Source organism: Halogeometricum rufum, from assembly GCF_900112175.1.
Lineage (GTDB): Archaea > Halobacteriota > Halobacteria > Halobacteriales > Haloferacaceae > Halogeometricum > Halogeometricum rufum.
In genome coordinates, this window is record NZ_FOYT01000001.1 from 1,445,113 (window position 1) to 1,468,336 (window position 23,224).

Genomic DNA, 23,224 nt, shown 5'->3' on the forward strand with positions numbered 1-23,224 from the left:
GGAGAGATGAATCGACGACTGCTCCTCGCCGTCGCGGCGTTCGCCCTCCTCGCGGTGACCGCCGGGTGTCTCGGCTTCGGCACGGGCGACGTCTCCACCGAACGCGTCGACGCCGAACCGCCGGGTGACGGCTACGCGTGGGCGTCGAACGCGACGGTCCACATCGAGATTCGGGAGAACACGCAGTTCGCCGCCGTCTACGAACTGAACCAGACGGAGATTCAACTGTTCCGTCGCGACGGCTTCGGCGGGCGTAACCCCCTGTCCGTGCAGGCGGTGCGCTACCGCTACCCCAACGGCACCGTCATCACCGGGAGCGAGATGCGTAGCCGCGGCGCCGAGATACGGCAGAACCGCGACGTGACAACCGTCGTCCTGCCCGGCGACGCGCCCGACGGCGGGGGCGGCGAACTCGCCTTCACCAGCGGTGGGTCGCCCAAGCGGTTCTCGCTGCCGACGTACGTCGACGGCTCCTACGAGATCCTGCTCCCGCCGGACCGCAGCATCGACGCGCCCATCATCGGACAGGCGCGACCCGGCGGCTACGAGAAGTCCACCGTCGACGGGCAGGTCCTGCTCAGGTGGACCGCCGAGGAGATGAGCGCGGACACCGTCTCCGTGCAGTTCTACCTCGAACGCGACCTGTACATCTTCGGCGGCGTGTTCGCCCTGTTCGCGGTCATCGGTCTCGGCGGACTGCTCTACTACCGCCAGCAGATAGAGGCGCTGAAGGACCAGCGTGAGGAGATGGGCCTCGACGTCGACACCGACGACGACGAGTTCGACGACGGCCCGCCGCCGGGGATGCGCTGAGTTCCCCGGCTTCGTTCAGTTTTCGTCACCGTTCAGTTTTCGTCACCGTTCAGTTTCTGTCGGCGCTCAGTCTCCGTCGTCGGTTCCGGTACTCGTCCCGTTCGCCGTCTCCGTCGGGGTGGCAGTCTCCGTGCTCGTCGCCGTCGCCGTCTCCGTCCCGGTTTCCGTCTCCGTCTCGGTTTCCGTCTCCGTCTCGGTTTCCGTCTCCGTCCCGGAGTCGTCGTCGCCGCCCCAGTCGGCCTCGTCGTCGGCCGTCCACAGCAGGTTCGGGTGGTCGGCGATGAGGCCGTCGACGCCCGCCTCGGCGAGGCGTTCGGCCTGATACCACGTGCCGACCGTCCACGTGTTCACCGTCCGACCCTCCTCGTGGGCGACGGCGACGAGGTCCACGTCCGCGAACGGGCCCGAGAGGTAGTACTCGTCGCCGAAGAACGGCGTCCCCTGAATCATGTTGTACGGCGGGTGAATCGCCTCGCAGTCGTACTCCCGCGTTATCTCCAGTCCCGTCTCGATGGAGTCCCAGAACAGGAAGGCGATGGGAACGTCGGGGTCGATGTCGCGGACGACGGCGAGGGCCGCCTCGTGGAACGACGAGACGAGGACGTCGTTCGCCGCGTCGTCGGCTATTTCGAGCGCCGACTCGGCCATCGGCCGCCACACCTCCTTCTGCTGGGCGAGTGTCTCCTCGTTGAGTTTCTCCGCGAAGTAGACGTCCGTCGTTCCGGGGTTCTTGAACTCGATGTTGACGCCCGCCGAATCGGGAAGCGCGTCGAACACCTGCTGGAGACTCGGAATCGTCTCGCCACTCTGGAGCACTTCCGTCTCCCGCAGTTCCTCCCACGGGTGTTCCCAGACGTATCCGTCGAGGTCCGTGAGTCCGCGTTCGCCGCCGTCGCGACTGCTGAGTTTCGAGTCGTGGAAGACGACCACCGTCCCGTCCGACGACGGGACGATGTCTATCTCGACCATGTCGGCGCCGTCGCCCCACGTCGCCCGTCCCACCGCGCCGACGGTGTTCTCGGGATACTGCCCCGCGAACCCGCGGTGGGCGATTATCGTCGGGTCCGGCGCACCGCCTTCCGAACGCTCGCTCGCTGAACTCTCCTGCACGTCTGCCTCGCCCCGTGACGACGAGGTATTCCTTTCGGTCGCGCCCGCGACGCCGCCGAACGCCGACGCGCCGATGACCGCGCCTGTGCCTGCCACGAACGACCGCCGACCGAGCTCCTGTCTGTCTTGTGACATCACACGGGGGTTCTCCCGGCGGCGATAAAACTGCTTGTAAGGGATATATATATCTGTATTATTATGATTGGTCGGAATGAGAGAACGTGAGCGCTCGGGAGCGTGCCGCGGGGCTTTTGCCACCCTCGTTCCAAGGAGACCCATGCGAGTCGCAGTCGTGACCGTCGGGGACGAACTCCTCGCCGGTGACACGGTGAACACGAACGCCGCGTGGTTGGCGGACCGCCTGACTGCGCGGGGCGTCCGCGTCGAACGGGTGACGACGGTGCCGGACCGCGTCGCCGACATCGCCCGCGTCGTCAACGAGTACCGCGCCGAGTACGACGCCGTCGTCGTCACCGGCGGTCTGGGCCCGACGCACGACGACCTGACGATGGCGGGCGTCGCCGCCGCCGTCGGCCGCGACCTGGTCGAACACGAGGAGGCGAAGGCGTGGCTGACCGAACACGGCGGCTACTCCGCCGACGAGTTGGCCGAGGGGACGACGCACCTCCCGGCGCGGGCGAAGATGCTCCCGAACGAGGAGGGCGTCGCCCCGGGCGCCGTCGTCGAGGGCATCTACGTCCTCCCCGGCGTCCCAGCCGAGATGAAGGCGATGTTCGAACTCGTCGCGGAGGCGTTCGACGGCGAGGCGACGTACGTCGAGACGGTCCTGACGAGCGAACCCGAGAGCGCACTCGTGGACCGACTCCGCGACGTGCAGGCGAAGTTCGACGTGACCGTCGGGAGTTACCCCGGCGACGGCGTGCGCCTGAAACTGACGGCGAGCGACGAGGGGGAACTGGCCGAGGCGGCCGCGTGGCTTCGGGGGCAGGTGGAACTCGCCGAGGAGGACTGACGCCGTCCGTCCTACCGATAGAGGTAGAGCAACCAGCCGACGGTCATCAGGATGGCGAGGATGAGGATGGTCGCCCCAGTCTCCATGATGGGGAACGGTTCGCCGGTGACTTCGAGCGGAATCATCATTGTCTCTCCCTTACCGGGCACCTTTCTTAAACGTTCGAGTTCCTGCACCGACGCGCGTTCGACGCCCGCACCGGCGGGCTTTTTGGGCGGCCGTCACTCGGTTCGAGTATGCGAATCGGTGTCGTCGTGAACCCCATCGCGGGGATGGGTGGCCGGGTAGGACTGAAAGGGACCGACGGGAAGGTCGAAGAGGCCCGCGCCCGCGGTGCCGACCCGCGCGCGCCCAACCGCGCCCGGCGGATGTTCGAGACGTTGCGCGGCGCGAACGAAGCGGTCGAACTCCTCGTCTGGGGCGGCGAGATGGGCGAGTCGGAGGCGCGCGAGGTGGGTCTCTCGCCGACGGTCCTCGGCGAACCGGCGGCGGCGGAGACGACGGCGGCCGACACCCGTCGGGCCGTCGAGGCGTTCGTCGACGCGGACGTGGACCTCGTCCTGTTCGTCGGCGGCGACGGCACCGCCGCGGACGTGGCCGAGACCCTCGACGGAACCGGCGTCCCGATGCTCGGCGCACCGGCGGGCGTGAAAGTTTACTCCTCGGTGTTCGCCGTCTCGCCCGAGGACGCCGCGACGGTGGCGACGACGTTCGACCGGACCGAACGCCGCGAAGTGATGGACATCGACGAGGACGACTACCGCGAGGGCGAGGTCCACCCGGAACTCCGCGGCGTGGCCCACGTCCCTGTCGCCGACGCGCTTCAGTCGTCGAAGCAACTCGGCGGCGGGACGGTGGACGCACTCGCCGCGGGCGTCGCCGACGACGTGCGCGAGGCGTCCGGCAAGACGTTCGTCCTCGGACCCGGCAGTACGGTCGGCGCGGTGAAGGCCGAACTCGGGTTCGAGGGGTCGCCCATCGGCGTCGACGTGTGGCGCGACGGCGACGTGGTCGCACTCGACGCCTCGGAGTCGGAGATTCTCGACTGCCTCGGACCCGAAGAGGAGAACGTCATCGTCGTCTCGCCCATCGGCGGACAGGGGTTCGTCTTCGGGCGCGGCAACCCGCAACTCTCGCCGGACGTGATTCGGCGGTGCGAGGTGGAGATAATCGCTTCGCGGGCCAAACTCGACGGCATCGGCGAACTGCACGTCGACACCGACGACCCGGAGTTGGACGAGGAACTCCGCGGGTGGACGCGCGTCCGCGTCGGCCGGTTCGAACGGCGGATGATGAAGGTCGTCTGACGCCGTTCGTGTCACTGGTTCGCAGTCTTATGTCCTCCGAGACGTAGGTGTACGTATAATCAGCATATAGTGAGGGTTAAGGTCATCCCCAACAAGGGGTTCGATATGGAGACGCGTAAGGTACAGCGACTGGGACCCTCCACGCTGGCGATGACGCTCCCGGCAGAGTGGGCCAAAGAACACAACGTGAACAAAGGCGACGAGGTGTCGCTTCGGATGGGCGGGAAGGGGACGCTGACGGTCCTCCCAGAGTCCGCGAGTCAGGAGGACGCGCTGGCGACCATCCGCGCGGACGCCCTCAACGCGGACGCCCTCGAACGGGCCATCGTCGCGCAGTACGTCCTCGGACGCCGAGTCATCCACATCGAGAAGAGCGAAGGCGCACTCGACTCCGAACACATCAACGCCGTCTACAAGGCGGAGACGCAACTGATGGGGCTGGGCGTCATCGAGGAGACGCCCGAGCGAATCGCCATCCGGTGCTCGGTGGACCCCGAGGACTTCAGCCTCGACAATCTGCTCGAACGGCTGGAGAACACCGGGAGCACGATGCGCGGCGAGGCCATCAAGGCGCTGGCACACGGCAACCCGGACCTCGCACAGCGTGCGCTCAACCGCGAGCGGCAGGCGAACAAGATTTTCGTCCTCCTCCTCCGCCTCATCTTCACGGCGTATCAGAACCCGAACCTGTGCCGGGCGGTGGGGCTGGAGTCGGGCTTCCCCCTCATCGGCTACCGGTCGGTGGCGAAGAACCTCGAACTCACCGCGGACAACGCCGAGGACATCGCCAACATCGTGATGAACGCCGACGGACACTCGCTGGACATCGACTCGACGACGATGCGGCGCATCCGCGAGTTCACCGACCAGGTGGACGACATCACGTCGAAGGCCGTCCAGTCGGTCGTCGAACGCGACTACGACCTCACCGTCGAGTGCCGCGACCTGTTCCGCGACATCCGCGACAAAGAGCGCGACATCCTCGACGACTTGGAGGAGATGGACAACCAGAAGCTCCTGCAGATTCGGGAGGTGCTGGTCAGTCTCCAGCAGACCGCACAGTACGCGATGCGGAACGCGGAGATAGCGGCGAACCTCGCGCTCAACGAGGAGTCCGAGCACGTCACCATCGGCTGAGTCGTCGGTCGACGAACTCTCCGCGGGGGCCGTCCGAGGCGGTCAGTCGGCCGTCGCGTCCGCGGCCTCGTCCGTCGTATCCGCGGCCGTCGTCTTGACGACCGTCAGCGGGTTCCGACTGGTGACGTCGCAGTCGAACGCCGGATGCTCGCCGAAGTGGCGCACGACCATGTGTCGCCGCGACCCGGTGATGCCCGTCCGGCCGACGTCGTCGGCCGTGAACTCCTCGGGCAGGCGGTCGAACAGTCGGCGCAGGGCGTCGAAGTCGTCGAACACCTTCGTGTTGCCCGCGGAGTCGGCGCCGCGGCGCGAGACGACGTAACTGCCGTCGGTACGGTACTCGCCCGCCGTGCGAAGGAACTCTCGTTTCTCCGTGATGGCCGCGCCCAGCACGTCTTGCAACGCGGCGGCGTCGGCCCTGGACATCTCACAGGAACAGTCGCCGACTCGGACGACGACGGACTCGCCGTCCGTGGTCACCGACAGTGGGGTCTCATCGCGCGCGAAGAACTCGATCAGGAGTGTGGCGACTCCGGTTCGTCATGTCCGCCCGTTTCGAGGGACTCAGTAAAAGCCTGTCGGCGAAACGGCAGGTCAGGGGGCGTCGCGGACCGCCGCCGCGGCCGACGGGAGGCGCGAGAGCAGTCCGTCGTCGGTCGTCGTCGCGGTTCCGTCGTCCGCCGCCGTCTCCGACGCCGGCGGGAGGGGAACAGTCGTCGGCGTCGCCGTCGGCGTCGATGTCGCCGTGTCGGTCGAACCGCCCGCGTCCGCGGGCGTCTCGGTGTCGTCGCCGAGGAGTACGCCGTCGTCGCTCTCCGTGGGCGCCGCAGTCGTCGTCGCCGATTCAGTCGCTGTCGCCGTCGCCGTCGTCTCGGCGTCGGCGCTCTCACCGTCCTCGCCGCCCGTCTCGTTCGTCGTCGGCTTGGTGCCGAAGAAGTCCGTCTCGACGGTCTCGGTGTACGTCACCGCGTCGAGGGGGACGCGGACCGTCTGCCCCGACAGGTCGAGTCGGGCGTGGAAGTCGATTCGGAGGTCCGTCACCTGGTTCCGTTCGAGGTGACTCACCCACCACTCGTCGAGGCGGTCGTTGCGGACGTACGTCGTCGTCTCGATGGTCTTCGCCGACTCGGGCGGAATCACGTGTCCCGACTCGCTGGTGCCGTCGCCGACGGCCACGTCGTTCATCGAGATGTCGTAGCCGAGGCGCGAGACGGTGACGGGGTACGGCTTGGGGTTGTAGACGACGAACCGGAGGTGAAGCGGCGTCACCGACTCGTTCACCGCGCCCCACCGCGCACCCGTCTCGTTGACGTAGAGGACGGGGTCCGAGACGACGGGCGCGTCCGCGTTCACCGGCCGCGTCTCCGTGGAGTTGAACTGCGAGAGCATGTCGGTGTCCACCTCGCGCGTGACGTTCGGCGCGTCGAACGTCCGGCCGAGCGTCGAGGACCGAACCGCGGGGTCGACGGTGACGACGGTGTGTTCGCCGTTCCGCACGTGGGACCGCCACCACGGGACGATGCGTTCGTTGCGCATCCGCGTGGTCGCGTTCACCGTCGCGTTCCCCGTCTCGACGGCGACGCCGGACTTCTCGCCCCCCGCGATTCGCACATCGTTCATCCGAACGTCGTAGGTCACCGTCACGCCGCCGAGGCGCAGGCCGAGGGGGGTCGGGTTCGACACGGCGACGGTCGTCTCGATGGTGGTCGTCTCGTTCGTCACGTCGCCGAAGCGGTTCTCGACGCCCGACACGGACGGTGCGCCGACGACCCCCGCGGCGACCAACGCGCCGCCGAGGACGACGAGGAGTGCCACGGCCGTGGCCGCGACTCCGAGTCTGCTCCGCAGTAGCACCGACGCAATCTGCCCGGACATGCCCGTGGCGATTCGTCGCACCCATATAGTCGGTTTGGCCGACTGTCGCTGGAGGTGTTCTTTCTCTGTCGAGAATCGGTCGTCGGTCCGGACCGACACGGAACCGGGGGCCGCCGCCGCGCCGGGCGGAGCGTCCGTCTCGGCGGTTGTCGAATGAACTAAGTCGGTACCGTCGAACCCGAACGTATGCAGACCAAGAACGTCCAATCGGACATGGGAATCGGCCTCGCAGTCCTCTTCTCCGTTCTCACCGCCGTGGCGGCGGCCGGGATGGTCGCCTCGGGCGACCAACTCACCACCGCCGTCGCGTTCGCCGTCGCCGTCGTCGCGGCGTCCCTCGCCGTCGTCTCCGCGCAGACGTTCTGGTGATTTGATACGCGTCTGACGAGAAACCGTTAAGACGGAAAAACACCTAGGACCGCTGAGAATGAGCGAGTACACCGACGAAGAACAGCGGATCATCGGCTACCTGCGAGAGAGCGTCGGCGCAGGCGAGCGATACTTCCGGGCGAAGAACATCGCCGAGGCCATCGGCCTCTCCGCGAAGCAGGTCGGTGCGCGTCTCCCTCGACTCGCAGAGAAATCAGAGGACGTCGAGATAGAGAAGTGGGGGCGCGCCCGTTCGACGACGTGGCGCGTCACGATGGGTTAGGTCGGGTGGCTTTTTTACCTGCCCTCCGTAGCCGTCGCACATGACGGTCCGTGTCAGGCGCGCGTTCGAGTTCGACGTTCCTCCCGAAGACGTCTGGAAGTTCATCTCCGACCCTCGAAACCGCGCCGAAGCCATCAGCGTGGTCGAACGGTACGAGGTGGACCCGGAGACCAACGAGGCGACCTGGCACGTCTCGCTGCCGATTCCGTTCCTGAGTTCGACCGCGAAGGTGGAGACGAAGGACGTCGAAGTCGACCCGCCGCGCTTCGTCAGGTTCGTCGGCAAGTCCAGCGTGATGCGCGTCACCGGCGAGCACACCATCGAGGAGACGGAGACGGGGTGCCGCCTCCGCAACGAGTTCGTCGTCGACGGACGCGTCCCGGGCGTCGAGCGGTTCTTCAAGCGCAACCTCGACCGGGAACTGGAGAACCTCGAGGCGGCGCTTCGAGACGAGTTGGAGTGACGCCCTCGCGCACGCGAAACCGTGCCACGGCGTGGCGTGCGACGCCATCGCTTCACCCGGTGCATTTATTCGTCTCCCATCCTTAGCCGCTATCGCCGACAAAAAGACGCTTTTCTCGTCTACGTCGGCACGACCCGCCGCACCACGCCGTAGTGAACGGGGTCCGCTACGGCACGACGCGCCTCTGGCGTCGGCGCGGATGCCCTCGAACCCGGCGAGGGTAGCCCGCCACCTCACACGCCACCACGCGCGCCCGTCGAACCGTTCGCGGCCAAGGAACGCCGCGGGACGGTTCACACTCCGACCCGGTCGAACCACGCTTCAGAAGAAAACCCGGCCCGGACGGCCGGTTTTCGACGCCTCAGTCGTCTCTGGTCTTGATGTCCGCCGAGAGACCCTGCGCCATCTGGATGTCCTTCGAGTTGTTCAGCGTCCACGCCGTCCGTTCGGTGACGGCTTCGATGACCTCGCGGGCACTCGGGTAGCCGTTCCCGGACTTCTTCACGCCGCCGAACGGCAGGTGAACCTCGGCGCCGATGCACGGGAGGTTACCGTACGCGAGTCCGATTTCGGCGTTGTCGCGGTAGTAGTTTATCTCGCGGTAGTCCTCGGAGATAATCGCGCCCGCGAGTCCGTAGTCGGTGTCGTTGTGAATCTCGACGGCCTCCTCGATGTCGCCGGAGTACTGCAGGAGGGCGACGTGGGGGCCGAACACCTCCTCGTGGGTGCAGCGCAGGTTCTCGTGTGCGTCGGCCTCGTAGACGAACGGACCGACCCAGTGGCCGTCCTCGTGTCCGTCGGGAATCTCGTCGTCGTTCAGTTCCGTCCGGTCGACGAGGACGTTCACGTCCTCGCGCTTTGCCAGTTCGTTGTACTTCGTCACCTTCTCGACGTGGCCCTCCTCGATGAGGGGGCCCATGAACGTCTGCTCGTCGAGGGGGTTGCCGACGGCGACGTTCTCCGCCGCTTCGACGAACCGTTCTTTGAACTCGTCGTACACCGACTCGTGGACGATAATGCGCTCCGAGGAGACACAGCGCTGCCCCGTGGTCTTGAACGACGACATGACCGCCGAGTGGACGGCGATGTCGAGGTCGGCGTTCTCCGTGACGACGATGCCGTTCTTACCGCCCATCTCGCAGGCGGCCAGTTTGCCGGGTTCGCCGCCGACCTTCGAGGCGATTTCGTGGCCCACCTCGGCGGACCCCGTGAAGAGGACGGTGTCGACGCGCGAGTCGTCGACGATGGCCTCGCCGGCGTCGCCGAAGCCCTGCACCATGTTGAACACGCCCTCGGGGATGTCGGCGTCCTCGAACATCTCGGCGATTATCTGCCCGCACCACGGCGTCTGCTCGGCGGGCTTCCAGACGACGGTGTTGCCCTCGACCAGCGAGACGGCCATGTGCCAGAACGGGATGGCGACGGGGAAGTTCCACGGCGTGATACAGCCGACGACGCCGCGCGGCTTGCGGCGCATGTAGGCGTCCTTCGCGGGAATCTCCGAGGGCACCACGTCGCCCTTCGGGTGGCGGGCGTCGCCGGCGGCCCACTCGACCATGTGCCACGCCTCGGTGACGTCGGCTTTCCCCTCGGAAATCTCCTTGCCGCACTCCTTGGTGACGACTTCGCCGAGTTCCTCGTGGCGGTCCTTCAGTTCGTGGTAGATGTCCCAGAGGTACTCCGCGCGGTCGATGTGCGAGAGCGCCTGCCACTCCTCCTCGGCCTCGTCGGCCGCCGCGAGTGCGGCGTCCACGTCCTCGGGTGTCCCGCGTCGGAACTCGCCCAGCGTCTCGCCCGTCGCCGGGTTCTCGCTCTCGAACGTCTCGTCTCCGGTCCCGTCAGTCCATTCGCCGCCGATGTAGTGTTGGTACACTTCGCCGTTCGTCATACTGGCAATATTCTCGATGGTCACTTAATAGTCGCTGACCCTCCCATGGACGGCTCCCGGGTCGGCGCGTCGTCGTCGTCGTCCCGGGGTGTCGGGCGAGTGGACCGCGTCGGCGGCCGTCTTCGCCGACGACGAACCGAGCGACTGCGCGGCGTGGTAAAGACAAACACTATATCCGAGAGCGGACTAACTCCGTCGTATCATGGCCGTACGCGAAGCGACTCGGGCGGGGACGCGCTTGACGCTCGACCTGTGGCACCCGAACTGTTGGGCGATAGAGGCGACGGAGCGACACCCCGGGGGCATCCTCGCGCACGCAATCTACCACGCGCCGGAGACGGGGGCGACGACGGTGAACGGCCTGTTCACCGCCTACGGCGACACCGCGGCGGAGGTGGAGACGCTGCTCGACACCATCGCGGCGTCCGAACACGGCGGCGACGTGCAGGAGTTACAGGAGCGGTTCGGCAGGACCGCCGCACGGGTGGCACCGGGACGGGTCGCGCGCGAGTTCTTCCTCGAGTACGACCCCGGCGACATGATCTGTCCGACGCTTCTGAGACAGGGGTTCGTCCACAGCGCACCCACGCGCATCGAGAACGGCAGGGAGTACTGGAAGGTGTGCTTCGCCGGCGAACGCGGCGACATCGAGACGGCCCTGGACGCGGTGCGCGAGGAAGCGGGCGCGGAGATAACCGTCGAGCGAATCGCCACCTCGGACACGGTCGAACCCGAACGCGCCCGCCGCCTCGGGACGCTCACCGCGACGCAACGGGAGGTGTTCGAACTCGCTCGCGAACGCGGCTACTACCAGTGGCCGCGGGGGGTCTCGACGCGCGAACTCGCCGGCGAGTTGGACATCTCGAAGACGACGCTGCTCGAACACCTCCGGAAGGCCGAGGCGAAACTGCTCGACCCCGAGTCGAACTGACCGACGTCGACCCTGCGCTCGACGCCCCTCGTCGACGGCGGCACCGCCGGGTCGCTCACGCCGTGAACACCGGAACGTCCAGCGCGCCGATGACCCGGTTCGTAATCGAACCGATGAGCGGCTTGTCGGGGTCAGAGCGCCCCCGCTTGCCCATGACGACGACGTCGACGTCGTTCTCCTCGACGTACTCGAGAATCGCCTCGATGGGCGTGTTCGACGTGACGGACGTGACGCAGGGCACGTCCGCCTCCGCGGCGAGGTCCGCTATCTCGGCGACGTACCTCTCGCCCTTCTTCTGTAGTCGCTTCCGCGTCTGCTCGATGTCGCTCGGCACCGCGACGTAGTCGGCGTCGCCCATGTCCATCGCGTACAGGACGTGCAACGTCGCCCCGTTGCGCTGTGCGAACTTGATGGCCTGTCTCGCGCCCGCGCGTGCGGCCTTGCTCCCGTCGGTCGGGACGAGCACGTCGTCGAAGTCCGCCTTCGGGCTCACGTTCGGGTCCAGAATCGCGTCGGTCTCTTCGTCCATGTGTCACGAACGTTCGGGCACGAAGGTAGTTCTAGCCCGTCCTTCCCAGTTCGTGAGAGTTCGATGCAGGCGTCGCGTCGCCCGTCGGGAGACGCCTCACCCGAGGACGGCGCGGAGGGCGAACAGGGCGTTCTCCTTCCGTTCGCGCACGCGTCGGGTGAAGTACGAGAACCACTTCGGTCCGTACGGGACGTACTGGTAGACGGGCATCGACTCGGTGAGTTCGTCCTGCAGGTCCTCGCGGACGCCCATCAGCATCTGCACCTCGAACGGCGTCCCGTACTCCCGGTAGCGGTCGGCGGCGTAGTTCACCATCTGCACGTCGTGGCTGCCGACGGCGATACCGCCGTCGAACTCGCGGAACATGAAGTCGAGATACTCGCGGTACTTCTCGTCCACCGTCGCCTTGTCGCGGTAGGCGATGCGCTTCGGTTCGTCGTACGCGCCCTTCACGAGTCGGACCTTCCCCGGCAGGTCCGCCAGTCGTCGCAGGTCCTCCTCGGTGCGCTTCAGGTTCGCCTGCACGCAGACGCCGACGTCGCCGTACGCGCGGGCGTTCTCCTCGAACGCGTCGAGGGTCGCGTCCGTCGTCTCGTGACCCTCCATGTCGACCCAGACGAAGACGCCGCGGTCGTCCGCGCGTTCGACGATTCGGCCGAGGTTCTCCCGGAACGCGTCCGTCCCCACGTCGAGACCGACCTGCGATGGCTTCACCGAGACGCAGCAGTCGAGGTCCGCCGCGTCGATTCGCTCGACGAGTTCGAGGTACGTGTCGGTGTCCGCGGCGGCGTCGCTCGGGTCGTCGTAGTGCTCTCCGAGCAGGTTCACGATGCCGCGAATCCCTCGGTCGTTGATGTCGGCGACGTGCGAGAGGACGCCCTCGACGTCCTCGCCCGCGACGAAGTTGTTCGCAACCGGTGGTATCATCGCTCGTGAGTGAGAGAGCAACGCCCTTAGTGGGTGACCCGACCATGTTCACCCTCCTCGGACGCGCGGCGAAACGGCCGTCTCGGGCGTCGAATCCCGACGATTCACCATCCGCGTGAGAGAAACCCGACCATGGTAGGTCGTGTCCTTATTCCCGAACACCGGTGACGATACTCCGTCATGCAAAGTGATGGCACGGGCGGACGTTTTGACCGCCGTACGCTGCTGAAACTGTCAGGTATGGGTCTAGTTGCGGGGATGGCCGGCTGTCTCGAAGACGCCGAATCGACGCCGACGAGTGGGGGCGGCGACACCGGCGGTGACTCCGGCGGCGACGCCACCGAGATGGAGACGGACACCGAGAGCGAGGACTCCGGCGGCCAGAGTTCCTACACCATCGGCATGGTGGACGCGCTCACCGGGTCGCTGGCTCCCTACGGCAAGCGGAACCAACGGGGGAAGGACCTCGCCCTCGCGGCCATCAACGACGCCGGCGTCGGCTCCGACGACGGCCAACTGGACATCACCGTCGAGGACTCCGAGTCGTCGAATCAGGCGGGCGTCACCGCCGCGCAGAAACTCGTCGAGCAGAACGGCGTCCCCCTGTTCATCGGCGCCGTCGGCTCCGGCGTCTCTATCGCCATGTACGACTCCGTCACGCAGGGCGCGGGCGTCGTCCAGATTTCGCAGAACTCCACGAGTCCCGAACTCACCTCCCGGCCGGGACTGCTCCGGACGAGTCCCTCCGGGTCGGCCAAGGGGAAAGCGCTCGCGCAGTTCATCTCCGACGAGGGGCACGACGCCGTCGCCGTGACGTGGGTGAACAACGACTACGGGAGCGGCCTCTCCGGGGTGTTCGCCGAGAGCTTCGAGGGCGACGTCGTGTTCAACGAACCGCACGACCAGGGACAGTCTTCGTACAGCGGGACGCTGACGAAGATGGCCTCGACGAACGCGACGGCGTGGCTGTTCCTCACCTACGCCAACGAGATGACCGTTATGGCGAACGAGTCGTTCGACCAGGGCTACAACACCGGCGTGGACTACTACGGCGCCGAGTCCACCGTCGCGGAGGAGATTCTGGCGAACACGCCGGAGGGGAGCCTCGACGGCATGAAGGGAATCACGGAGTCCGCGCCCGCCGACCAGGAGAACTACCAGAACTTCGTCTCGCAGTTCGAGTCGGAGTACGACCAGACGCCGACGGTGTGGGCCGCCTACGCCTACGACGCCGTCACCATCGCCGCTCTCGCCATCGAGGCGGCCGACGAGTTCACCGGAGCCGCGCTGAACGAGGTGGTCCGCGACGTGACGCGCCCGGAGGGACAGGAGGTGTACTCCTTCGAGGAGGGCGCGTCGATTCTCCGTGACGGCGGCTCTCCGAGCGACGTGAACTACGAGGGCGTCAGCGGTCCGGTGGACCTAGACGAGAACGGCGACCCGCCGGGCCTCTACCAGGTCTACTCCGTGCAGGACCACGAGTACGAGTACGGCGACTACGTCACGAGCTAAGATGGTTCGAACGGGTGCAGAGACGGGGCGTCGCCCCGGGAGGCGAGTGTGACGCTACTCGTCCCGTTGCAGGGGCTGAACCCGGTCCAGTTCCTCGTCAACGGAATCGTGTTCAGCAGCGTCATCGTGCTGGCCTCCATCGGCCTGTCGCTCGTGTACAGCATCGCCGACTTCGCCAACTTCGCGCACGGCGACACGATGACCGTCGGGGCGTTCGGCGCACTCGCCGCCGCGGGCGTCCTCGCGCCGGCGATGGAGGGCATCCTCGTGCTCGGCTTCCCGGTGTGGATGTTCGTCGCACTGGTCGCCGGGATGGCCGCCGCCGCCGTCGTCGTCGTCCTGACGGAGTTCGTCATCTACCGTCCCCTCGACACGGGCTCCATCGAACTCCTCATCACGAGCATCGGGGTGGCGCTCGCGTACCGCGCGGTCATCTTCCTCGCGTTCGGGACGGGCGCCTCGCGGTACGGCGTCCCCCGCGAGGGCCCGATACCGGCGGTTCGCGAGGTACTGAATCTCGCGGTGACGCCCCGACAGGTCGTCGCCGTCGTCTCGGCGCTCGTCCTCGTGGGCGGGCTCCACGTCGTCCTGCAGTACACGACGCTCGGCCGGAAGATGCGCGCCACCGCCGACGACCCGAACCTCGCTCGTGTGAGCGGGATTCGGACGAAGGAGGTCATCATCGCCATGTGGGTCATCGGCGGTGCGCTGGCCGCCGCGGGCGGCGTCTTCCTCGGTCTGGAGACGCTGGTCCGCCCGCGCATGGGCTTCGACATCCTGCTCATCGTGTTCGCGGCTGTCATCCTCGGCGGCATCGGCTCCGTCTACGGCGCGATGCTCGGCGGCCTCGTCATCGGGATGCTGTACGAACTGACGCCGCTGTTCAGCCTCGTCGGCATCCCCATCGGCACCGAGTACGCCGCCGCCGTCGCGTTCGTCATCATGGTCGTCATCTTGCTGGTCCGGCCGCAGGGAATCGCGGGTGATGCGACGTGACCGACGCGGAATCCGCGGCCGACGGCGGGACGGAACGCGGCGGTCTGTACGACCGCCTCGTTCGCTCGCAGAGCGAGCGCAACGTCCTCGCGGGCGTCGCGGGCGCGACGGCAATCCTGCTGTTGGCGACGGCGCTCGGCGTCGTCCGCCTGCCGTTCCTCCTGTCGCTACTGTCGCTGGCCGGGATGTACGTCCTGTTGACGCTCGGACTGAACGTCCAGTGGGGCTACGCGGGCCTCATCAACTTCTCCGTCGCCGCGTTCTGGGGCATCGGCGCCTACTCGGCGGCGCTGTTGAGCGCGCCCACGTCGCCGCTCGGACTCGGGTTGCACCCCGTCGTCGGCTTCCTCGCGGCCATCGTCGTCTCCGCGATAGTCGCCGTCCTCATCGGCATCCCGACGCTGCGACTGCGCGAGGACTACCTCGCCATCGCCTCGCTGGGACTCGCCGAGGTGGTGCGCCGAATCATCCTCAACGAGGAGCAGTGGACCGCCGGCTCCAGCGGTATCTCGGGCATCCCCCGACTCTTGGAGTCGCTGCCGCTGACGCAGAACGCGACGAACGTCGGCGTCGTCGTCGTCCTCATCGGCCTCGTCTACGTCTTCCTGCGACGCGTCCACCGGTCGCCGTGGGGGCGCGTCCTCCGGACGATTCGGTCCGACGAGGACCTCGCGAAGGCGCTGGGGAAGAACACCTACGCGTTCAAGATGCAGGCGTTCGTCCTCGGGTCGGTCATCATGGCCATCGCGGGGGCGTTCTACGTCCACGTCAACCTCTACATCGACCCCTCGGACCTCGTCCCCCTGACGACGTTCTACATCTGGGTCGCCGTCATCCTCGGCGGCACCGGGTCGAACCGCGGCGCGGTCCTCGGCGCGGCGACGGTCATCGCCATCCGCGAGGGGACGCGCTTCCTGAACGACGTGCAGGCGTTCACCGCCCTCGGCCTCGACCTGGCACCGCTCAGACTGCTGCTCGTCGGCCTGCTCATCATCCTCGTCGTCCGCCTGCGGCCCGAAGGGCTGCTGCCGCCGCGCGACGAACTCATCTGGCCCGGCGCGCGCCGGGGGGAGGGTGAGGAATGAGCGACCACGCCGGACAGACCGGCAGTCACGAGGAGATGACGTACGAGGGTGCGAACCTCGGGAAGTCCGACCCGGTGTTGCGGACGGAGGACCTCCGGAAGACGTTCGGCGGACTGGTCGCCACGGACGACGTCTCGGTCGAAGTCGAACGCGGCTCCATCACCGGCATGATCGGTCCGAACGGCGCGGGCAAGTCCACGCTGTTCAACCTCATCTCGGGGTTCTACGACCTCGACGGCGGCCGCGTCTGGGTGAACGACACCGAGGTGACGGAGCTGAAACCGTACGAGACCGCCAGACAGGGACTGGTGCGGACGTTCCAGACGCCGAGACGGTTGGAGGGGATGTCCGTCCGCGAGGCGATGCTCGTCGGCGCGACGAACCAGTCGGGCGAGTCCATCCTCCCCCTGTGGCTGTCGCCGTCGACGGTGACTCAGGAGGAACGCGCGAACGTCGAACGCGCGGAGCGACTGCTCGACCGGTTCGAGATAGGCCATCTCATCGACCAGCCCTCGACCGAACTCTCCGGCGGGCAGTTGAAGCTCGTCGAACTCGCGCGGGCGTTCACGACGGACCCCGACATCCTGCTGCTCGACGAACCCGTCGCCGGGGTCAACCCGACGCTCGCGAACGACATCAAGCGGTTCATCCGCGAACTCAACGAGGAGGGCCAGACCTTCCTCATCATCGAACACGACATGCCGTTCATCATGGACCTCGCAGACCCGGTCATCGTCCTCGACCAGGGCAAAGTGCTGATGGAAGGGACGCCGGAGGCGGTTCGCTCCGACCAGCGCGTCATCGACGCCTATCTCGGAGGTGCCGGCCCGTGAGTTCCGAAGACGCGGTCACCGAGGCGCGCGTCGAACGCGCGCTCGACGTCTCGGGCGTCGACTCCGGCTACGGCGAGGCACAGGTGCTCCACGACCTGAACCTCCACCTGAACCGCGAGGAGATCGTCTGTCTCATCGGCCCGAACGGGGCCGGCAAGTCCACGGTGCTGAAGACCATCTTCGGGCTCCTGAAGCCGTGGACGGGGACCGTCAGACTGGACGGCGAGGACATCACGGGCACCGAACCCGAGGACCTCGTCCGCATGGGCGTCGGCTACGTCCCGCAGGTGGACAACGTGTTCGGCTCGCTCACCATCGACGAGAACCTCCGCATGGGCGGCGTCGCCCGAAGCGGCGGCGTCGAGGAGGTCATCGGGCGACTGTACGACCGCTTCCCCATCCTCGACGACAAGCGCGAGGCGAAGGCGCGGACGCTCTCGGGCGGCCAGCGGCAAGTGCTCGCGTTCGCCCGCGCGCTGGTGATGGAACCGGACGTGCTCCTCATCGACGAACCGTCGGCGGGGCTGGCACCGAGCATCGTCGCCGACGTGTTCGAAGACGTGCAGACGGTGAACGAACTGGGAACCGCGATTCTCATGGTCGAACAGAACGCCCGGGAGGGCCTGTCCATCTCCGACCGCGGCTACGTCCTCGACCAGGGCACCGTCGCCTACGAGGACGAGGCCGACGGACTGCTCGACAACCCCGAGGTGTCGCAACTGTACCTCGGCGGCGCGGACTACGAGTAGTCCCTCACCGTCCGTTTCGTTTCCGAATCACCGCGACGGCGAGTAGCAACGCCGCGACGGCGGAGAGCACCCCGAATCCGGGCGTTCCGGTCTCGCTCGTCCCCGTCTCGACCGTCTCCGCTCCCGCCGTCCCGTCTTCGCCGGTCGGCGACGCCGTCTCGTGGGGCGTCTCCGTCGCCGCCTCGGTCCCGGTGGTCGTCCCGGCCGACTCGAGCGTCCGAACGGGGACCCGCGCCGAGAGGTCGGGGTCGCCGCGGACGTGCCACGACACGTCCTCGTCGGTCAGGTTCCCGCTCCCGTCGGCGTCCCACATCACGAAGACGAAGGCGGTCCCGTCCTCCGTGACGGCCTCGCGACTCGCGTACAGCGTACGATTGACCGCCTCGCCCTCGGGGACGGGTGCGACGACTGGCGGCCCGTCGTCGCCGACGGCGAGGAAGCCGTCGTCGGGCAGGCGGACCGTCCCGTCGACGCGGACCTCGCCGTCGCGTTCGCCTCCCTCGACGACGGCGGCCGAGAGGTTCCCCATCCGCGGCATCTCGCCGACGACGACGGTCTGCCTCCACAGCGTTCCCTCGGGGCGTTCGACCGACAGCCGGAACGTGTCCGTCGGCGACAACGACCCGACGGAGAGGGTCGCCGCGAACGTCGACGGTCCGTGCGGTTCGGAGTCGTTGGCCGCGTCGGTGACGACGCGGTCTGTCGCCAGTACGGTCCCGTTCGCGTCGACGGCGCGGACGGTCAGCGTCGTATTCGCCCGCGCCGCGGTCGACCCGTTCACGGAGACGACGGTGGCGTTCGGGGCGAGGACGGTCGGCCTGCCGTCCAGTTCGAGCGAGGGCGACCGACTGTCGAGGTCCGTGTCGAGATGTTCGAAGACCACGTCGGCGGTCGATACCTGTCGGCCGCCGTCGCCCGCGGGCGCTTCGAGGACGACCCTGAACGACATGTGGTCGAGGTCGTAGTCGAGTCGGTCGCCGTCGTCGGCGACGAGCGTGACGTTTCTGGTGTCCACGAGGAGGAAGAACGTCTCGTTCGCCGGGTCCGGGACGACTCGGACGTCGCTCCGGCGGAGGGAGACGAACGCCTGTCGACGCTCCGGCGTCACCGCGAACTGGGCGACGGAGAGGTTCGCGTCCGTCTCGTTCACCGCGCGGAACAGCCGTTCGGTGGCGTTCGCCCCGTCGCTGGCCTCGTAGGCTCGGGTCAGCCCTGGAGAGCGGAGTTCGACGAGGAGGCGGTCGCCGGGGAGTAGGTACGGCGGGTCGAACGTGGCGCCCGCGGCGCGCGCGCGGCGGACGGCCGTCGCGTTCGAGAGTGTGCCGGTAGCGTTCCCGCCGACGACGGCGACGGAGACGTTGCCGTCGGGCGCGTCGGGCGGTTGGTGGTCCGCGACGGCGACGCCGGTCGCCGCGGCGAGGAGGACGGCGGTCGTCACCGCTCCGAGGAGGGCCAATCGGGCGGACTGCATGCGGTGATGCTCTCGATACAGCAGCAAATATCCACCGCCGGCGGCGGGGCAGATGCGGCCCGCCGCTTCAGTCCGTCGCCGCCGCGCATCGCGGATTTTTTCACTATCTCCAGCGTTGTATATACGGCCACCAAAGTCACGAGTGGTGGGGTCGTAGTGAGCAGTATGTCAGAGTCAGTAGTCTCTCTCGACGACGCGATGGACGAAGAGCTAGACGTCTCCACGGACGAACTCACCGCACAGGAGGAGAGCGCGCTCCGTCGAGTTCGCTTCCTCGCGGACCTGATGGACGAGGCGGTGACGATTCCCGGCACGAACAAGGGAATCGGCCTCGACTCCCTCGTCGGTCTCCTCCCGGTGTCGGGTGACCTCGTGACCGGCGCCGTCTCGCTCTACACCGTCGCGGAGGCGGCGCGCGCCGGTGCCGACAAGGGCGTCATCGCGAAGATGCTGTTCAACATCGTCGTCGACGTCGGCGTCGGTTCGATTCCGGTGCTGGGCGACGTCTTCGACGTCTTCTGGAAGTCGAACGTCAAGAACGCGGACCTCTTCGAGAAGCACCTCACGGGGCAGTAACGCGGCTCACAGCGCGTCGTCGAGCCAGTCGTAGACGACGCCGTGCGCCAGCGAGGGGTTGCCGAGTTGGCAGTGGTCGGCCGCGCCCTCTTCTTCGGTGAACACGCGGAGCGTCTGGTAGTCGAATGTGCGGTCGTCGAAGCGGAGGCGCATAGGAGAGGATGGCGACGCCAGGAGAAAACGGCTCCCGCGGTCAGGACGCTCGGTGCCCGATGACGCCCTTCAGCGCGGCGGCGTCGAAGTCGTGGTCGGGACGGATGTTGACGAAGTCGAGGAAGTCGAGAGCGTCGAGGAGGGCCGTCGCCTCGTAGGACTCCAGAGCGGCGTCGACGGTGGCCTTCGCGCCGATGAGCGGTTCGATAGCCGCGATGGCGCACGCGAGGTCGTACGACTTCGCGTCGGCCGCCCCCTCCTCGCTCACGTTCGTCGCGTCGATGAAGTACACCTCGTCGTCGACGATGAGGACGTTCTCCGCGCGCAGGTCGCCGTGGACGAGGTTGTGGTCGTGCATCGTCCGGAGCGAGGCGAACACCGCGGGCGCGAGTCGGGCCTCGGTCTCGCGGCCGAGTTCGTCCAGCGTCCGGAAGTCGTCGAGGTACTCGAGGACGAGGACGCCGAGACCCTGCACCTCGAACGCCTCGACGGGTTCGGGCGCGTTCAGCCCGATGTCGCGCATCCGGCGCGTCGCCTCCAGTTCGTGCTCGGCCATCTCCAACGGCGTCCCGAAGTGTTCGAAGAAGCCCTCGGTGCCCGAAGAGAACGCGCCGAGGTTCCGGCCGGTGGTGAAGAGCGCGTGGACCAGCGAGTTCTGCCGCGAGACGACCTTCACGAACCACTCGTCGTCGACGACCATCGGCGTCGAGAGCCAGTTGTCGGCCTCCAGAAAGCGGACGTGCAACTCCTCGCGTCCGTACCGTTCGCGCAACTCGCGGACGACGGCCTCCAGTCGGGGCCAGTCCACGCGCCCCCTGACGAGGCGGCGGAGTTCCATACCACCGGGTAAGGACCGCCGCGGGTTTAACTGTCCTGTCGGCAGCACGGCGTGCGAATCGCCGGACGGAACCGACGACCCGCGTCAGTCCTCGGCGCGGACGGTCATCACCGGCACGTCGGCGGTGCGGACGATGCGTTCGGCGACGCTCCCGATCAGGTAGCGGTCGATACCGGTCCGACCGTGCGTCCCCATCACGACGAGGTCACAACCCGCCTCGGCGGCGTAGTCGCGTATCTCGTTGCCCGGGATGCCCGTCCTGACGGCCGTCGTCGCCTCGACGCCCGCCGAGCGGATTCCCTCGGCCACCCGTTCGACCACCGCGTCGCCGTGGTCCTGTCCCGCCTCGTGGACCGCCTCGGCGTCGAGTGCCCACTCGCCCTGTCCGCTCACGCGCACGTCGACGACGTAGAGGACGTGCACCTCGGCGTCGTACTTCGAGGCCAGGTCGACGGCGTGGTCGACCGCTGCTTCGGCGCACTCGCTGCCGTCCGTCGGCACCAGAATTCGCTCGTACATGGGCGGCGATTCACGTTCCCCCGCCATAATCGCGGCGGAGTCTCGGCCGTCGGTTCGGCGGGTTCCTCACGGTCGTTCGATTGGTTTATTGGGCCGTCGGCGGAACGAACGGGTATGGACTTCGAGTTACCCTCCGAGCACCGGATGATACGCGACACCGTCCGGGAGTTCTGCGAGGAGGAGATTTCCCCCATCGCACAGGAGATAGAGGACGAACACCGCTTCCCCGAGGAAGTGTTCGACGAACTCGCCGCCCTCGACATGCTCGGCGTCCCCGTCTCCGAGGAGTACGGCGGCCTCGGCGGCGACCAGTTGATGTACGCCCTCGTCACGGAGGAACTGGGCCGCGTCTCCGGCGGTATCGGGCTCTCGTACGCCGCACACGTCTCGCTGGCGTCGAAGCCCATCGAGATGTTCGGCACCGAGGAACAGAAGGAGCGGTGGCTCCGCCCCCTCGCCGAGGGCGAGCACATGGGCGCGTGGGCACTCACCGAACCCGGGTCGGGGTCGGACGCCAGCGACATGGACACGACCGCGGAGAAGGACGGCGACGAGTGGGTGCTGAACGGCACGAAGCAGTTCATCACGAACGCGAACGTCGCCGGGTCGGTCCTCGTGAAGGCCGTCACCGCCCCCGGAGAGGGCTACGACGGCATTTCGACGTTCATCGTGGACCCGCGGAACGACGACGGGTTCGAGGTGACCTCCGTGTGGGACAAGATGGGCCTGAACTGCTCGCCCACCTGCGAACTCGCGTTCGACGACGTCCGCCTCCCCGAGGACCGCCTGCTCGGCGAGGAGGGCGAGGGCTGGACGCAGACGAAGAAGACGCTGGACGGCGGACGCATCTCCATCGCCGCCCTCTCGACGGGCCTCGCGCAGGGCGCCTACGAGGCGGCGAAGACGTACGCCGGCGACCGAGAGCAGTTCGGCAAGCCCATCTCGAAGTTCGACGCCATCCGCGACAAACTCGTCGACATGCACCGGAAGACCGAACGCGCCCGCCTGCTGACCCACAAGGCGGCGACGCGGTACGACGCCGGCGAGTCCGTGACGCGGGCGTCGGCGCTGGCGAAACTCGACGCGTCGGAGGCCGCCCGCGAAGTCGCCGAGGACGCCGTGCAGGTGCTCGGCGGCTACGGCTACACCGAGGACTTCGCCCCCCAGCGGTTCTACCGCGACGCCAAACTGATGGAGATAGGCGAGGGGACCAGCGAGATACAGCACCTCGTCATCGGTCGGGAACTGGGGCTATAGCGCGAACTCGGACCGCGAGAGGAGCACCGACAGCACCTTCTTCGGGTCGTCCTCCGGCGAGACGCGCCGCGCGTACCAGCGGAGCATCGCCGCGCAGACGACGCCGATGTCGTCGCTCTCGAAGCGCGCGTCGAACTCCCCCTCGTCGGTGCGCGCCGCGACGTCGAGGAAGTACTCCGGCGACTCGTCGGTCGCGTCGGCGTCCGCTGGTTCGGCGTCCGTCGCGTCGGCCTTCGCCGACTCGGCCGCTACCGCACCGGCCTCGTTCGTCACCGCACCGGGGTCGGCCACCGCGACGCCGCCGTCGGTGTCGAGTTCGCCCGTCGGGCGGGCGGACGGGGCGTCCGGTCGGCCGGCCGCGTCAGAGTCTCCGTCGGGCGTCTTCGCCGCGTCGTCCGGGGGGTCGGTGGCGACGACGTACCGGCCGTCGCCGAGTGCGGTCACGCTCGGGTCTCGCCGGAAGTCCAGTTCCGCCGGCGTGAGGTACGGGCTGTCGTCCATACCGGTGGTAGCCCGCCGACCGGTATCGTTATAGACCGCGTGAACCGCCGCGTTCGAGCCCTAACGAGTCGTTTCGGCGGTGCGTTCGTCGGTTAGCCTTCGGGTTCCGGGGCCCGACTGACACCCGTT

26 protein-coding genes are annotated in these 23,224 nt (G+C 67.6%); 15 read left to right on the forward strand and 11 right to left on the reverse strand.

Annotation, left to right across the window (positions count from 1 at the left end; translation table 11 throughout):
* Positions 1-6: 6 nt before the first annotated feature.
* Positions 7-813, forward strand: coding sequence for a DUF5803 family protein (locus BM310_RS07540; protein ID WP_089806122.1), 807 nt, complete (start codon positions 7-9; stop codon positions 811-813).
* A gap of 66 nt (positions 814-879) precedes the next feature.
* On the opposite strand, the gene BM310_RS07545 is transcribed toward BM310_RS07540, so the two are convergent.
* On the reverse strand, positions 880-2,058 hold the full coding sequence (locus BM310_RS07545) for a glycerophosphodiester phosphodiesterase (RefSeq protein ID WP_089806125.1): 1,179 nt from the start codon (positions 2,056-2,058) through the stop codon (positions 880-882).
* 142 nt (positions 2,059-2,200) lie between these two features.
* Here BM310_RS07545 and BM310_RS07550 point away from each other — a divergent pair, with 142 nt between their 5' ends.
* From BM310_RS07550 to BM310_RS07560, 3 genes are all read left to right on the forward strand, one after another.
* A complete protein-coding gene (locus BM310_RS07550) occupies positions 2,201-2,896 on the forward strand; it encodes a competence/damage-inducible protein A (protein WP_089806127.1) in 696 nt (231 codons plus the stop codon).
* Between the two features lie 236 nt (positions 2,897-3,132).
* The gene (locus BM310_RS07555; RefSeq protein ID WP_089806130.1) at positions 3,133-4,203 is read left to right on the forward strand and encodes an ATP-NAD kinase family protein; all 1,071 of its coding nucleotides are present in this window, start codon (positions 3,133-3,135) and stop codon (positions 4,201-4,203) included.
* 105 nt (positions 4,204-4,308) lie between these two features.
* Positions 4,309-5,340, forward strand: coding sequence for a phosphate signaling complex PhoU family protein (locus tag BM310_RS07560; RefSeq protein WP_089806132.1), 1,032 nt, complete (start codon positions 4,309-4,311; stop codon positions 5,338-5,340).
* A gap of 42 nt (positions 5,341-5,382) precedes the next feature.
* On the opposite strand, the gene BM310_RS07565 is transcribed toward BM310_RS07560, so the two are convergent.
* On the reverse strand, positions 5,383-5,826 hold the full coding sequence (locus BM310_RS07565) for a DUF7528 family protein (RefSeq protein ID WP_177232583.1): 444 nt from the start codon (positions 5,824-5,826) through the stop codon (positions 5,383-5,385).
* 108 nt (positions 5,827-5,934) lie between these two features.
* Positions 5,935-7,215, reverse strand: a complete 1,281-nt coding sequence (locus tag BM310_RS07570) for an LEA type 2 family protein (RefSeq protein WP_089807081.1) — start codon at positions 7,213-7,215, stop codon at positions 5,935-5,937.
* Between the two features lie 186 nt (positions 7,216-7,401).
* Here BM310_RS07570 and BM310_RS07575 point away from each other — a divergent pair, with 186 nt between their 5' ends.
* The 3 genes from BM310_RS07575 to BM310_RS07585 are packed head-to-tail and all read left to right on the forward strand — an operon-like array spanning position 7,402 to position 8,330.
* Entirely contained in the window at positions 7,402-7,584 is a 183-nt protein-coding gene (locus BM310_RS07575; protein WP_089806133.1) for a DUF7525 family protein, read from the forward strand.
* A gap of 58 nt (positions 7,585-7,642) precedes the next feature.
* Positions 7,643-7,867 carry a DUF7123 family protein gene (locus tag BM310_RS07580; RefSeq protein ID WP_089806136.1) on the forward strand — a complete coding sequence of 75 codons (225 nt, stop codon included), beginning with the start codon at positions 7,643-7,645 and terminating at the stop codon, positions 7,865-7,867.
* 40 nt (positions 7,868-7,907) lie between these two features.
* On the forward strand, positions 7,908-8,330 hold the full coding sequence (locus BM310_RS07585) for a CoxG family protein (RefSeq protein WP_089806138.1): 423 nt from the start codon (positions 7,908-7,910) through the stop codon (positions 8,328-8,330).
* Positions 8,331-8,691: 361 nt separating this feature from the next.
* Here the strand turns inward: BM310_RS07585 and BM310_RS07590 are convergent, their stop codons facing one another.
* Positions 8,692-10,218, reverse strand: a complete 1,527-nt coding sequence (locus BM310_RS07590; protein WP_089806141.1) for an aldehyde dehydrogenase family protein — start codon at positions 10,216-10,218, stop codon at positions 8,692-8,694.
* A 202-nt stretch (positions 10,219-10,420) separates the two neighbouring features.
* Between BM310_RS07590 and BM310_RS07595 the strand changes: the two genes are divergently transcribed.
* The gene (locus BM310_RS07595; protein ID WP_089806143.1) at positions 10,421-11,149 is read left to right on the forward strand and encodes a helix-turn-helix domain-containing protein; all 729 of its coding nucleotides are present in this window, start codon (positions 10,421-10,423) and stop codon (positions 11,147-11,149) included.
* 55 nt (positions 11,150-11,204) lie between these two features.
* On the opposite strand, the gene BM310_RS07600 is transcribed toward BM310_RS07595, so the two are convergent.
* Positions 11,205-11,678, reverse strand: a complete 474-nt coding sequence (locus tag BM310_RS07600) for a universal stress protein (RefSeq protein ID WP_089806145.1) — start codon at positions 11,676-11,678, stop codon at positions 11,205-11,207.
* 96 nt (positions 11,679-11,774) lie between these two features.
* On the reverse strand, positions 11,775-12,605 hold the full coding sequence (locus BM310_RS07605; RefSeq protein WP_089806147.1) for a proline dehydrogenase family protein: 831 nt from the start codon (positions 12,603-12,605) through the stop codon (positions 11,775-11,777).
* 240 nt (positions 12,606-12,845) lie between these two features.
* Here BM310_RS07605 and BM310_RS07610 point away from each other — a divergent pair, with 240 nt between their 5' ends.
* The 5 genes from BM310_RS07610 to BM310_RS07630 are packed head-to-tail and all read left to right on the forward strand — an operon-like array spanning position 12,846 to position 17,780.
* Positions 12,846-14,117, forward strand: coding sequence for an ABC transporter substrate-binding protein (locus BM310_RS07610; protein WP_245778442.1), 1,272 nt, complete (start codon positions 12,846-12,848; stop codon positions 14,115-14,117).
* A 48-nt stretch (positions 14,118-14,165) separates the two neighbouring features.
* Positions 14,166-15,113 carry a branched-chain amino acid ABC transporter permease gene (locus BM310_RS07615; RefSeq protein ID WP_089806151.1) on the forward strand — a complete coding sequence of 316 codons (948 nt, stop codon included), beginning with the start codon at positions 14,166-14,168 and terminating at the stop codon, positions 15,111-15,113.
* Positions 15,114-15,157: 44 nt separating this feature from the next.
* Complete coding sequence (locus tag BM310_RS07620) at positions 15,158-16,198, forward strand: branched-chain amino acid ABC transporter permease (RefSeq protein ID WP_177232584.1); 1,041 nt, start codon at positions 15,158-15,160, stop codon at positions 16,196-16,198.
* Positions 16,195-17,031: an ABC transporter ATP-binding protein gene (locus BM310_RS07625; RefSeq protein ID WP_089806155.1), complete on the forward strand. Its 837-nt coding sequence runs from the start codon at positions 16,195-16,197 to the stop codon at positions 17,029-17,031. The genes BM310_RS07620 and BM310_RS07625 overlap by 4 nt, the downstream gene beginning before the upstream one ends.
* On the forward strand, positions 17,028-17,780 hold the full coding sequence (locus tag BM310_RS07630) for an ABC transporter ATP-binding protein (RefSeq protein ID WP_089806157.1): 753 nt from the start codon (positions 17,028-17,030) through the stop codon (positions 17,778-17,780). The genes BM310_RS07625 and BM310_RS07630 overlap by 4 nt, the downstream gene beginning before the upstream one ends.
* A 4-nt stretch (positions 17,781-17,784) precedes the next feature.
* Here BM310_RS07630 and BM310_RS07635 read toward each other — a convergent pair whose 3' ends face one another.
* Complete coding sequence (locus BM310_RS07635) at positions 17,785-19,251, reverse strand: PGF-CTERM sorting domain-containing protein (RefSeq protein ID WP_089806159.1); 1,467 nt, start codon at positions 19,249-19,251, stop codon at positions 17,785-17,787.
* 165 nt (positions 19,252-19,416) lie between these two features.
* On the opposite strand from BM310_RS07635, the gene BM310_RS07640 reads away from it, so the two are divergent.
* Positions 19,417-19,827, forward strand: a complete 411-nt coding sequence (locus BM310_RS07640; protein WP_231751671.1) for a DUF4112 domain-containing protein — start codon at positions 19,417-19,419, stop codon at positions 19,825-19,827.
* Between the two features lie 6 nt (positions 19,828-19,833).
* On the opposite strand, the gene BM310_RS21300 is transcribed toward BM310_RS07640, so the two are convergent.
* From BM310_RS21300 to BM310_RS07650, 3 genes are all read right to left on the reverse strand, one after another.
* Positions 19,834-19,980, reverse strand: coding sequence for a hypothetical protein (locus BM310_RS21300; RefSeq protein WP_177232554.1), 147 nt, complete (start codon positions 19,978-19,980; stop codon positions 19,834-19,836).
* A gap of 40 nt (positions 19,981-20,020) precedes the next feature.
* A complete protein-coding gene (locus BM310_RS07645; protein WP_089806163.1) occupies positions 20,021-20,818 on the reverse strand; it encodes an RIO1 family regulatory kinase/ATPase domain-containing protein in 798 nt (265 codons plus the stop codon).
* Between the two features lie 84 nt (positions 20,819-20,902).
* Complete coding sequence (locus BM310_RS07650; RefSeq protein ID WP_089806165.1) at positions 20,903-21,337, reverse strand: universal stress protein; 435 nt, start codon at positions 21,335-21,337, stop codon at positions 20,903-20,905.
* 114 nt (positions 21,338-21,451) lie between these two features.
* Between BM310_RS07650 and BM310_RS07655 the strand changes: the two genes are divergently transcribed.
* Positions 21,452-22,594, forward strand: a complete 1,143-nt coding sequence (locus BM310_RS07655) for an acyl-CoA dehydrogenase family protein (RefSeq protein ID WP_089806167.1) — start codon at positions 21,452-21,454, stop codon at positions 22,592-22,594.
* Here BM310_RS07655 and BM310_RS07660 read toward each other — a convergent pair.
* Entirely contained in the window at positions 22,589-23,095 is a 507-nt protein-coding gene (locus tag BM310_RS07660; protein ID WP_089806169.1) for a DUF7500 family protein, read from the reverse strand. The two genes, BM310_RS07655 and BM310_RS07660, sit on opposite strands and share 6 nt — an antisense overlap.
* Between the last annotated feature and the right edge of the window lie 129 nt (positions 23,096-23,224).